This is a genomic window from Proteus sp. G4415 (genome assembly GCF_963896075.1).
GTDB classification, from domain to species: Bacteria; Pseudomonadota; Gammaproteobacteria; order Enterobacterales; family Enterobacteriaceae; genus Proteus; species Proteus mirabilis.
Genome location: NZ_CAWQOK010000066.1, coordinates 17,769 through 30,625 on the forward strand (window position 1 = coordinate 17,769; position 12,857 = coordinate 30,625).

Annotated in this window: 10 protein-coding genes and 1 tRNA gene; 5 read left to right on the forward strand and 6 right to left on the reverse strand. The window is 36.1% G+C overall.

Annotated elements, in window-relative coordinates:
- Positions 1-19: 19 nt before the first annotated feature.
- Positions 20-664 (reverse strand): YchE family NAAT transporter, encoded by a 645-nt coding sequence (locus AACU95_RS08010; RefSeq protein ID WP_004243244.1) that lies wholly within the window; start codon positions 662-664, stop codon positions 20-22.
- A gap of 514 nt (positions 665-1,178) precedes the next feature.
- Here AACU95_RS08010 and adhE point away from each other — a divergent pair.
- A complete protein-coding gene (gene adhE / locus AACU95_RS08015) occupies positions 1,179-3,842 on the forward strand; it encodes a bifunctional acetaldehyde-CoA/alcohol dehydrogenase (protein WP_004243246.1) in 2,664 nt (887 codons plus the stop codon).
- A 1,187-nt stretch (positions 3,843-5,029) separates the two neighbouring features.
- Here adhE and AACU95_RS08020 read toward each other — a convergent pair.
- Positions 5,030-5,626, reverse strand: a complete 597-nt coding sequence (locus AACU95_RS08020) for a thymidine kinase (protein ID WP_004243248.1) — start codon at positions 5,624-5,626, stop codon at positions 5,030-5,032.
- A 509-nt stretch (positions 5,627-6,135) separates the two neighbouring features.
- Between AACU95_RS08020 and hns the strand changes: the two genes are divergently transcribed.
- Positions 6,136-6,540 carry a histone-like nucleoid-structuring protein H-NS gene (gene hns / locus AACU95_RS08025; protein WP_004243249.1) on the forward strand — a complete coding sequence of 135 codons (405 nt, stop codon included), beginning with the start codon at positions 6,136-6,138 and terminating at the stop codon, positions 6,538-6,540.
- Between the two features lie 229 nt (positions 6,541-6,769).
- Here hns and AACU95_RS08030 read toward each other — a convergent pair whose 3' ends face one another.
- The 3 genes from AACU95_RS08030 to rssB form a co-directional block, all read right to left on the reverse strand.
- A complete protein-coding gene (locus tag AACU95_RS08030) occupies positions 6,770-7,777 on the reverse strand; it encodes an NAD-dependent epimerase (protein ID WP_004248222.1) in 1,008 nt (335 codons plus the stop codon).
- Between the two features lie 255 nt (positions 7,778-8,032).
- Positions 8,033-8,938: a UTP--glucose-1-phosphate uridylyltransferase GalU gene (gene galU / locus AACU95_RS08035; protein ID WP_004243251.1), complete on the reverse strand. Its 906-nt coding sequence runs from the start codon at positions 8,936-8,938 to the stop codon at positions 8,033-8,035.
- A 181-nt stretch (positions 8,939-9,119) separates the two neighbouring features.
- Positions 9,120-10,139 (reverse strand): two-component system response regulator RssB, encoded by a 1,020-nt coding sequence (rssB, locus tag AACU95_RS08040; RefSeq protein WP_141192024.1) that lies wholly within the window; start codon positions 10,137-10,139, stop codon positions 9,120-9,122.
- Between the two features lie 122 nt (positions 10,140-10,261).
- Between rssB and AACU95_RS08045 the strand changes: the two genes are divergently transcribed.
- The 3 genes from AACU95_RS08045 to AACU95_RS08055 all read left to right on the forward strand — a co-directional run bounded on the left by AACU95_RS08045 (position 10,262) and on the right by AACU95_RS08055 (position 12,001).
- A complete protein-coding gene (locus AACU95_RS08045) occupies positions 10,262-10,753 on the forward strand; it encodes a YchJ family protein (RefSeq protein ID WP_004243253.1) in 492 nt (163 codons plus the stop codon).
- A 38-nt stretch (positions 10,754-10,791) separates the two neighbouring features.
- Positions 10,792-11,640 carry a formyltetrahydrofolate deformylase gene (purU, locus tag AACU95_RS08050; RefSeq protein WP_004243254.1) on the forward strand — a complete coding sequence of 283 codons (849 nt, stop codon included), beginning with the start codon at positions 10,792-10,794 and terminating at the stop codon, positions 11,638-11,640.
- Between the two features lie 276 nt (positions 11,641-11,916).
- A tRNA-Tyr gene (locus tag AACU95_RS08055) sits at positions 11,917-12,001 on the forward strand.
- Positions 12,002-12,025: 24 nt separating this feature from the next.
- Here AACU95_RS08055 and AACU95_RS08060 read toward each other — a convergent pair.
- Positions 12,026-12,857 (reverse strand): LysR family transcriptional regulator (locus AACU95_RS08060; RefSeq protein ID WP_161737227.1); only part of this gene is annotated, 832 nt, incomplete at its 5' end.

Genomic DNA, 12,857 nt, shown 5'->3' on the forward strand with positions numbered 1-12,857 from the left:
TGGTAATATTACACTGTGCTTATACTAATAATCCCGGAAAAATAGAACGTAACCCGGTGACAATAAATTCAATACCTAACGACATCAACAATAACCCCATAATACGCGTAACAACGTTGATACCGGTTTGACCTAAGTATTTAACTAATAAAGTGGCACTACGAAACAGTAACCAGCAACAAAAAGCAAAAAAGATACTGGTCGCAGCAAGACCTAAGAAATTAGTCACCCCTTCCCAACGTGAACTCCAAACAATACAGGAGCTAATTGCGCCAGGACCTGCCATCAATGGCAATGCTAAAGGCACCACCGCAACACTGCTACGTACTGCTGATTCATTTTTTTCTTGGTTATTTTGTTTATCTTCTCCTAAGCGCCCATTTATCATGGTCATTGCGATTGTCACTATCAGCATCCCCCCAGCGATACGAAATGAGTCAATAGAGATGCCAAAAATACTCAGTATCGAATCACCTATTAATAGGGAAATAACCAAAATAATCGCAACGGAGCCATTGGCAATTAAGTTTGTTTTATTACGTCCTGCATCCGTTTGATAACTCGTCATACTGATAAATACAGGCAAGATCCCTATCGGGTTTACAATAGCAAAAAGACCGACAAAAAATTTAATATAACCGGATAAATCCAGCAGTGCCCCCATGAAAAGCCCCTTCTTGGCTAATAAACATGCGAATTATGCTCTAAAAGATAGAGTAACTCCAAAAAATGCGCGTTACTTTAAATCAATAAACCAGTTAATTCTATTACTTAACATTATTTTGGCTAAATTTTTCGCTAGTAAACAACCATAACTCTAGTGATTTAATTTTATATCCTAGAGAGTCTTACAACAAAAAAATAGTCCATTTATTTTTGTAATTAATTATCATTACCATTTAAACACTTGCTGAAAGGTGTCAGCTTGCTATTATTGTGATGTAGATCACTTTAATTAATTAGAAAGATGATAAGCTGTCATCATTCAGAAAAAGGAGATCTTTTTAAAATATATTTGTATTTGTTATTGTTTTTTCTTAGCTTTTTAAGCAAATTAGAGCTTCTAATAATAATGACTTAAATAAGTATAGAAATTTTGATTTGAGCTATTCTTATTTAGTGATGATTTTACCGGCTAATTTGCTTAAAAAGTTTAACATTTTATCAGGAGTCTCTTTATGTCTGTAACTAACGTTACTGAACTCAATGATCTGGTTGCTCGTGTAAAAAAAGCTCAGCTTGAATTTGCTAACTTTTCTCAAGAAAAAGTTGACGCAATTTTTCGTGCTGCTGCATTAGCTGCCGCTGACGCCCGTATTCCTCTTGCAAAATTAGCTGTTGAAGAGTCTGGCATGGGTATCGTTGAAGATAAAGTGATCAAAAACCACTTTGCTTCAGAATATATCTACAATGCGTATAAGGACGAAAAAACCTGCGGTATTTTGTCTGAAGATTTAACCTACGGTACTATCACTATTGCTGAACCTATCGGTATTATCTGTGGTATCGTGCCAACCACTAACCCTACTTCTACCGCTATTTTTAAAGCATTAATCAGCTTAAAAACACGCAACGGTATTATTTTCTCTCCACATCCACGGGCGAAATTAGCCACAAACCGTGCGGCTGAAATTGTGTTAAACGCTGCAATCGCCGCGGGTGCACCAAAAGATATTATCGGCTGGATCGATGAACCTTCAGTGGCATTATCCAATGCATTAATGCACCATGATGATATTAACCTGATCTTAGCAACAGGTGGCCCAGGAATGGTAAAAGCCGCTTACAGTTCAGGTAAACCTGCTATCGGTGTTGGTGCGGGTAATACTCCTGTTGTTATTGATGACTCAGCAGACATTAAACGTGCAGTTGCTTCTATTTTGATGTCAAAAACCTTTGATAATGGGGTTATTTGTGCTTCAGAGCAATCTGTTATCGTCGTAGACAGTATCTATAAACAAGTTCGTGAACGTTTCGCCACTCACGGCGGCTACATGTTAACCGGTAAAGAGTTAAAAGCTGTTCAAGATATTATCTTAAAAGATGGTAACTTGAATGCGGCCATCGTTGGTCAACCGGCAGTGAAAATCGCAGAAATGGCCGGTATTGAAGTGCCTGTTAACACTAAGATTTTAATTGGTGAAGTTAAAGAAACTACTGATGCAGAACCTTTTGCTCACGAAAAACTATCGCCTCTGTTAGCAATGTACCATGCACAAAACTTTGAAGATGCGGTACATAAAGCAGAAAAATTAGTTGAAATGGGCGGTATTGGTCATACTTCTTGTTTATATACCGATCAAGACAACTGTCCTGAACATGTTGCCTACTTTGGCGACAAAATGAAAACTTCCCGTATTTTAATCAATACACCGGCATCACAAGGGGGTATTGGTGACTTATACAACTTTAAACTCGCTCCTTCTCTCACTTTAGGCTGTGGCTCATGGGGTGGTAACTCCATTTCTGAGAACGTAGGGCCAAAACACCTTATCAACACTAAAACCGTGGCGAAAAGAGCAGAAAATATGTTGTGGCACAAACTTCCTAAATCAATTTATTTCCGCCGTGGTTGCTTACCTATTGCACTGGAAGAGATTGCAACTGATGGTAAAAAACGCGCATTTATCGTTACAGACAGTTTCTTATTCAACAACGGTTACGTTGATGAAGTGACCAATGTACTGAAAAAATTTGGTGTTGAAACGGAAGTTTTCTTTGAAGTTGAAGCAGATCCCACATTAAGTGTCGTACGCAAAGGTGCAGAGCAGATGAACAGCTTTAAACCTGATGTGATCATCGCATTAGGTGGCGGTTCACCAATGGATGCGGCTAAGATTATGTGGGTAATGTATGAACACCCAGAAACACACTTCGAAGAATTAGCATTACGCTTTATGGATATCCGTAAACGTATTTATAAATTCCCGAAAATGGGTGTGAAGGCTCAAATGGTAGCAATTACCACAACATCAGGTACAGGCTCTGAAGTTACACCATTTGCTGTTGTGACTGATGATGAAACAGGCCAAAAATATCCATTAGCAGACTACGCATTAACGCCAGATATGGCGATTGTAGATGCCAATCTGGTGATGAATATGCCTAAATCACTCTGTGCTTTTGGTGGTTTAGATGCGGTGACTCACGCATTAGAAGCTTATGTTTCTGTATTAGCCAATGAGTATTCTGATGGTCAGGCACTGCAAGCTCTGAAATTGCTGAAAGAATATCTGCCAGCAAGCTATCATGAAGGTGCTAAAAATCCGGTTGCTCGTGAGCGTGTCCACAATGCAGCCACCATCGCAGGTATTGCATTTGCTAACGCCTTCTTAGGGGTTTGTCACTCAATGGCGCATAAATTAGGCTCTGAATTCCATATTCCTCATGGTCTTGCTAATGCGTTATTAATTTCTAACGTTATTCGTTATAACGCGAATGATAACCCAACAAAACAGACTGCATTTAGCCAATATGACCGTCCACAAGCACGTCGTCGTTATGCTGAAATTGCTGATCACTTAGAACTGTCTGCTCCTGGTGATCGCACAGCCGCTAAGATTGAAAAACTGTTAGCTTGGTTAGAAGAGATGAAATCTTCATTAGGTATCCCTGCTTCTATCCGTGAGGCGGGCGTACAAGAAAGTGATTTCTTAGCGAAAGTGGATAAATTATCAGAAGATGCGTTTGATGATCAGTGTACCGGTGCTAACCCACGTTATCCGCTGATCTCTGAGTTAAAACAACTGTTATTAGATTCTTACTACGGTCGCGAATTTAACGAGCACCCTGTTGCTGAGGTAAAAGAAGCGAAGCCTGCGAAAAAAAGCAGTAAGAAATAATAGCGCTATCTCTGTATTAACAGATTAGCCTTCAATCTTCGTTGATTGCTTTACTATAAAACCAGCCACAAGGCTGGTTTTATTTTGTCTATCAATGGATAACAATAATGTTCTAATCCCCTTATCTCTCAATTTATTTTTCTTCCTTGTATTTAATATGACGTCCAGCAAGATAGATGAGAGAGCCGCCTTGTGATTATCACTTTTAGGTATACGTTGCTAAAACAGCACCAATCGCCCTCTCCCTCATTTTTATCAACATCCATCTCTTTATTCAACTTAACCGTGATTAAGCGCTTAACGTGCTTTACAGCGCCTTGATATCTGATTACCTAGAAATGAAAACGCTAAAATTTCTCATTAAGTTAAACCACACGACACAATTATTCTTATGATAAGGCTTATCACACAAAAATGAGAGTTTAGCAAAAGTAGGCACTATTAATGTAATAAAATGAGGTGCTTATTTTTTAATAAGCACTTTTTACCGCAACACCATAAAAAAGAGAAATATCAAAAGATTTTGATCTATCGAAGAAAGGAATAAACTTATAAAAATAAAATTTCAATAAAATATTATCGAACTCACTTTTGCTTATTAAGCAGTATATAACATTCAAAGTAGGGGCTATTTGTGTATTTTTTATCTAATAAATACTACTTTAGTGGTAATTCACATGTTTATATTTGGTCTATTAAGCACAGTTTCCTCTTTTTTACTCATAACCAATATGAATATTTAGATATAAACATTTCACCTGAGTCATTAAATGGTTGAAATATTTTTTCACTCACAAGCATTTTTTCTCTTCTTTATTCAGTTTTATTAAACTATAAATAATGGCGAAGTATCAAATGTCATCATCTTAGAACATTTGTAAAAATCAATATCTACATCACAAAACAAAGAACCTACGTATATCTGATTACCTTTTTATTGATTAAAGATAATGAAACGGAGAAAACGAATAAATGTTTCTAGAAAAAAACTAACATTTTTTTACATTATTGATGCTATATTGATGCTATTTTCAGTTATGAATTATAAAATACAGTAAATATAAAACGTAACTTCTAAAAATAGATAACCTTTTTTTAGTATAACAAGAGATAACATTTATTTAGACGATTATATTTCCCCCCCTCTATTCCCGCACCAATTAACAATAGAGAAGAGGAATTTTGCATTATAACTGTTCAATTCGTCCTTTTAACGTAGCCTCTGTATAATGTTTGCGGCACACTGAAACATATTTTTCATTACCACCTATTTCCACTTGTGCGCCGTCTGAAAGTACTTTCCCATTTGCCGCTAAGCGTAATACTTTATTTGCTTTACGCCCGCAGTAACAAACTGTTTTAAGCTCAACGAGCTTGTCAGCCCATGCAAGCAAATAAGCACTACCGGTAAATAATTCACCTCTAAAATCCGTTCTTAAGCCATAGGTTAAAACGGGTATATCATAACTATCGGTAATTTCACAAAGTTGCTCTACATGTGCTTTAGTCAAAAATTGGCATTCATCAATCAAAACACAATGAATAGGCTCTTTATTATTTTCAGCTAAAATAGCATCACGAATATTCATATCATCACTGAAAAGCAATGCATCAGCACTTAACCCTATCCTTGAGGTTACTTTTCCCTTGGCAAAACGTGTGTCTATCGCTGCCGTAAAAATCAAAGTTCGCATTCCTCGCTCATTATAGTTATAAGAAGACTGCAATAAAGATGTTGATTTTCCGGCATTCATAGCTGAATAATAAAAGTAAAGCTGAGCCATCAGCTCTCTCCTTAAATAGTGTGTATTATCGCGGGAAGCAGTTTAACATAAACAAACGAGAAGTTATCAACGACAACTATTTATAGCCTTTATTTCTATAAAAGATATAGCGAAAAAAGCGCAGGATCACTGATGAGGCAAATTTTTTGTTTAAAAAATAAATAGCCTTAATAGGTACTTAACATATTAACCCCGCCTTTGATATACAGTTATTAAACTATGAAAGTTACTCTAAGCGCATTTTTAGAAAAAAATCCGTTATTATAAAAAAGTAGACAACGTTTTCTATTCTTTTACATTAGCGCTATCACCAGTTAAAAGATGTATATCATTACTAATATTTCCTTTATTGGCGAAAGATGCCCCAACTTTTAATATTTTTTTGTAAAGATATTCGTTTTAAAAAAAGAAAATTTACGTTTGGTTTGTATTTAGCTATTGCAGAATTTTAAATAGCAATCTATTATTAGTATTACATCAGCCAACAACATTTATTTGAGACCAGGAAAATGAGCGAATCTTTAAAAATATTAAATAACATCCGTACTCTTCGTGCACAGGCAAGAGAAACTTCTTTAGAAACTTTAGAAGAAATGCTTGAGAAACTTGAAGTCGTTGTTAATGAACGCCGCGAAGAAGAACAAGCAATGCAAGCTGAAATTGAAGAACGTCAGCAAAAATTACAAAAATACCGTGAGCTATTAATTGCCGATGGTATTGATCCAACTGACCTGCTTGAAGCTGCTGGCGCAAGCAAAACTGGTCGTGCTAAACGTGCAGCACGTCCTGCTAAATATTCATACGTTGATGATAATGGTGAAACTAAAACTTGGACAGGCCAAGGCCGTACACCAGCTGTAATCAAACGTGCAATTGAAGAAGAAGGCAAATCTTTAGAAGATTTCCTCATCTAATTTAATGCATACTCTATTTAAAATACCCTTTTAAAAATTAAAAGGGTATTTTTCTTGTTTAGTCATTTTTATTAAACGAGCGTTTAACTTTAATAGGCTGATGAAGCTTTTAAATAAAAAGGGCTTTACAAATATAGTGAATGTATTGATAAAATTAATTAGTTAATTTTATAATAAAAAAGGAGCTTTAAGGCTCCTTTTTGTCTTGTGCATTATATCTATGCTCTGATTATTGCTGGTAATAATCTACATACCAATCCACAAACTGCTTCACACCATACTCTACTGCAGTGTTGGGTGAAAAACCTGTTGTCTGAGCTAAATCGCTACAATCAGCACAGGTTGAAAGTACATCACCATCTTGCATCGGCATTAAGTTCAATTTAGCTTTAATATTGAGTGATTTTTCTATTGCTGTAATAAAATCCATTAACTTTGTAGGTTGCCCATTACCCACATTATATATTTTATAAGGTGCAGAACTTGATGAAGTTTCCCCCTGCTCTACGGTCCAATTTGGGTTGGGTTCAGGAATAATATTAATTAAACGTACCACAGAACTGACAATATCATCGACATAAGTGAAATCACGGGTCATATTTCCGCCATTATAAACATCGATAGGCTCACCCGCTAACATAGCTTTAGTAAATTTAAATAGTGCCATATCAGGACGCCCCCAAGGACCATATACGGTAAAAAATCGCAGTCCTGTTGTGGGTAGCTGATATAAATGAGAATAGCTATGAGACATTAATTCGTTGGCTTTTTTCGTCGCAGCATAAAGTGACACCGGATGATCAACACTATCTTCTGTAGAGAAAGGTTGCTTTTGATTTAAACCATATACCGAGCTTGATGACGAATAAATCAAATGCCCAACGTTATGATGGCGACAACCTTCTAATATATTAATATGGCCTACAATATTAGCATCGATATATGCCATTGGGTTTTCAATTGAATAACGAACGCCAGGCTGAGCCGCCAAGTGAATAACTCGATCAAAACGGTGATCAGCAAATAATTGCGCAATACTCACTGAATCTGTAATATCAATTTTATCAAATTGGAAGTTATCCAACTGATTAAGTTTAGCTAATCGTGCTTCTTTTAAGCGCACATCATAATAATCATTGAGATTATCTATCCCGACAACATGATAACCCATTTCTATCAAACGCTGGCTTAAATGGTAGCCAATAAATCCTGCTGCACCTGTTACTAATATTTTCATATTATACTCAAATAACCCAATTAATTGATTTCTGCGCTAAACGCTATCATGCTTAATATCACCTCAATTAACATCATAACGCTTAACCTAGTCAATGCCGATATATATATCAATATTAGCACTGTAATTTATCATCTTTTATAGCGGTACTTTTAAGCTTTAAGCCATAAATAAATGCCGCACCACATTATAAAATTAAAATGACAGTGCGACACTATTAACAAGATAAATCGTTAAATTTTGTTACTCAACACATTAAGCTTGCAGTGATTTTATCCATTTCGTGAACTCTTCGCCAAACTCTTCGTGCTGTAAACCATATTCAACAAAAGCTTTCATATAACCTAATTTATTACCACAATCGTGGCTTTTCCCTTGTAGGTGATAAGCTTCTACAGGCTCTTTTTCAATTAACATTGCAATCGCGTCAGTTAATTGAATTTCATCCCCTGCTCCTGGTGCGGTTTTGGCTAATAAAGGCCAAATGTTTTCAGACAACACATAACGACCAACAATAGATAAATTTGAAGGTGCTTCTTCTTTCTTCGGTTTTTCTACCACACGAGTAATGGGTTTACTGTCGCCAGGCTGTAAATGTTCTCCCATGCAGTCAACAATCCCGTAGTTAGATACTTCCTCTTCAGGAACAGGCTCTACTAAAATTTGACTTGCGCCAGATTGTTCAAAATGAGAAAGCATCTCTTTTAAATTAACCTTAGTCAGATCAGCACTATATCGGTCTAAAATAACATCCGGCAAGATAACAGCGAAAGGCTCATCACCCACCAAAGGTTTTGCACATAAAATGGCATGGCCTAACCCTTTTGCTATTCCTTGGCGAGTTTGCATAATAGTAACGTGACTTGGACAAATACCTTGTACTTCTTCCAACAACTGACGTTTAACTCGTTTTTCTAAAATAGCTTCTAATTCAAAACTGGTATCAAAATGGTTTTCAATAGAATTTTTTGAAGAGTGTGTAACTAGCACAATTTCATTGATGCCAGCTGCAATACATTCATTAACAACATATTGAATTAAAGGTTTATCAACAACAGGTAGCATCTCTTTTGGGATAGCCTTGGTGGCAGGCAACATTCTTGTTCCTAGCCCTGCAACAGGGATCACCGCTTTTCTTACTTTACGCACCACTGATGACATTACTCTTCTCCTACAAATTAAGTACCATGATATTCCTATGATGTTATGGTACATATAAAAAAATAATCGCCAGAGTATACCAGCTAATATCTACGGATAAACAGAGCATCATCGCTTAATTGAGATTGTTCTTCATTTATGTTTAATATATGTGCAATAACAGATTTTATTTAATCTAAATTTAACGTTTATGTATAGGTGAGAACATTAAATTAATTTTATGGTGCTGATTCCAAATTTTACATTGCCAATCTATTCCCACACACTTTATTTGGTTAATATATAAAGAGTGTAGTGTTCCTAAAGGTATACCACTATTTAAAACATATTTTTTATTCTCTGTTTTTATTTCAGCTCGTAGTCCTGCTGACGCTAATAATATATTTTTTTCCTTGGTGTGGTAATAACCTAAAATCAGCGGGAATGATCCTCTCCCCCCCATATCCTCAAGCATTTTATTGATTTTATTCAATATGTTATACATACTAGGTAAGAAGCGTCTTTTCTCAGTAGCTTTTAGGAAACGATTAAAAACCACCCTTAAAAGCAGCGCAACGAGTAACCCATTTTCTTCATCATTAGAGACGTCAACACAGTAAAAAATGATTTGATCTTTTGATAAAGTCGCTATATCAAATAACAACCCCATTTGGGATGCATCATTTAATTGACGATAATTAACATTATATCCTGCGACAATTTGTTTAACTTGCGGTTGCATCTGTTTAACAAAGGATTGAATATAATGAGGCTGTTCTCGTAAGTTATTCCAAAGAGGTCCAAGTTGTCCCCTTGCAATTAATTCAGACTCAAAAAAACCTGGACATAATACTTCAATGACCTTCTGTTTTAACTTAGCTAAATTAGTTACGGGCTTAAGAAAAACGTCCTGAGCGCCAAAGCGCAACATATCATCAATTTCAGCCATGTTGTCAGTACATGAAATAGCAATAACAGGGAAAGACCAATGACGCTGCTCTAGATGACATAAAAAAGTCGGCCCATTCATAACAGGCATTCTGATATCACATAAAATAAGATCAGGTCTTAGTCCCTCTTCAAGTAACAACAATGCTTGGCTACCATTGTCAGTCGCATAAACGCAAGCCTTTTCGTGTGAAAAATACTCAGTGAGCATGGTGCGAAATACAACCTCATCATCAATAATGAGAATTTTTTTACCGACTAAGGCTTTATTCATTAGTAATACCCATAACTATCATTTCACTTGCAGTTTATTTAGCGTTACATTATTAGTTTAGTTCAACATTGACGTTTATTATTCCTAATCGCTATTTTTCTGATGGGGATCGTCGTATAAAAATGGATCAGGACATTACCTTGTCAAATTTATGCCCCTGCAATAGCCAATTGCCTTATAGTGAGTGCTGTGAGCCTTACTTATTAGGGACAAAAAATGCCCCTACAGCTCAAGCGTTAATGCGCTCTCGCTATAGTGCTTTTGTGACTCATAATGCAGATCACCTAATCAAAACATGGCACCCTTCGTGTCGTACACCTTCTTTACGGGATGAGTTAATCGCCACGTTTCCCAATACACAATGGCTAGGGTTACATATTATATCGGCACAAGAAAACCCTCGTGATAACGAAGCCTTTGTTGAATTCTCAGCTTGCTTTATTGAAATAAATGCTGATGATAAGCAGTATCTACATGAACGCTCTCGTTTTCTAAAAATAGACGACTGCTGGTTTTATATTGATGGTGTACAGCCTAAAGTAGGACGAAACGATCCCTGTCCTTGTGGCTCAGGCCGTAAATACAAAAAATGTTGTGAACACAACAGAAAATAATTGCAAACACAGAAGTAAATTAAAGGATTTATCCATACATGCAACACCAAAATACTCAAAAGAAAATACTACGTACTATTTGTCCAGATGCGAAAGGACTTATCGCAAAAATTACTAATATTTGTTATAAACATCAGCTCAATATTGTTCAAAATAATGAGTTTGTTGATCATCGCACTGGCCGCTTTTTTATGCGTACTGAGCTAGAAGGCATTTTTAATGATGAAACCTTTTTAGCCGATTTAGATGATGCACTTCCACAAGGCTCACAGCGAGAGCTTAATACTGCCGGTCGCCGCCGTATCGTCATTATGGTCACTAAAGAAGCCCATTGTATTGGTGACCTCTTAATGAAAAGCGCTTTTGGTGATCTGGATGTTGAAATTGCAGCAGTTATTGGTAATCACGACACGCTAAAACACCTTGTTGAGCAATTTGGGATCCCTTTCCATCTCATTAGTCATGAAGGGTTAACCCGTGATCAGCATGATGAAAAACTGATAGCACAAATTGACCAATACAAACCTGATTATGTGGTATTAGCTAAATATATGCGTGTATTAACCCCCGCATTTGTACAACATTACCCAAATCAAATTATTAATATTCATCATTCTTTCTTACCGGCATTTATTGGCGCCCGCCCATATCATCAAGCCTATGAACGTGGTGTAAAAATTATTGGCGCCACAGCTCACTATGTAAATGATAATTTAGATGAAGGCCCTATTATTACTCAAAATGTAATAAACGTAGACCACACTTTTTCAGCAGAAGATATGATGCGCGCAGGACGGGATGTAGAGAAAAACGTACTAAGCCACGCCCTCTATTGGGTGCTCTCGCAACGTGTTTTTGTTTATGGCAACAGAACAATTATTTTGTAGGCTTACCCGTTTTAAATTAGTGTAACTACGACACAAGCCTAAAGTAACAAGAGCCTGAGATAGTTATTTTATCACAGGCTCTTTTTATTTTTTGTTACACATCCAAGTCAATCACTATAGCTTTCTATCTAAAATCAATACGATATAGCACAACAGTTAAGCAAAGCGGATATTTTTACAGCAGTTGATCGCTTTTTCTTAAAATAGCACTTTACACATCTCAGGTATTTGGTATTATTGCGCCCGCTGTCACGGACAGCAAGACAATTTAATGTTGGTGGGATACCCAAGCGGCCAAAGGGAGCAGACTGTAAATCTGCCGTCACAGACTTCGAAGGTTCGAATCCTTCTCCCACCACCATCTTCAATACTCTTCACTATTTTTTCATTCCAATTCTTTTATTAAATCAACAAACCTGTTCAATATACTCGAGTGATATTTAGATTTATAGATATAACAATTATAAATCAGTTCCGTTTGTGTTAAAGGTATAAAGCACAGTTGCTTTTCATCCTCACTTTTAATCGGGTTTTCATCAGTAAATAATAGCGAATGGTGAGTTTGAATAAAGTTTAAACAACAATTTAAATCATCCATCAATCTAATACTGACAGGTTTACCCTGATCCGCTATTTCATTTTCTAATTTCTTTATTTTTGCTGTTTTATATAAAGCGGGATCACATAACCAAATATTTTCTTTTAGCAATGTATTGATATTCTCTTGTGCTTTTTGTGCTAACATTTGTTGGCAACATATTCCTAGATATTTATTTTTAACTTGATGTATTAAGCTAAACTTTTCACTAATAATTTTATCTGAGCTTAAGATTAACGTGTTTCCATCATAATCTGGTATCTCTTCAAAATTATCTTTCGAAAATCTCATCATATTTATATGTGAACAATTCTTATTGGCTGCTTGATAGAGTGCTGTTAAATATTGACTTTTACCCCAATCATAATAAACATGAATGCTATTATTAATAACGCCCGATGTGTGTTTTTTTGTTATCTCTTTTTCTTGCAGATAAAGTGATTTTAAATCATTATAGAGTTCTAACCCTTCTTGCGTTAAACTCATACCAAACTTTTCCCGCTTAAACAAGCGCTTCCCTAGCACGGCTTCAAAATCTTTGATTGATTTCGCTACAGGTGGTGTCGTTCGGTTCATCACACGAGCAGCTTTACTTAAGGATCCATTTTCAACGACGGCC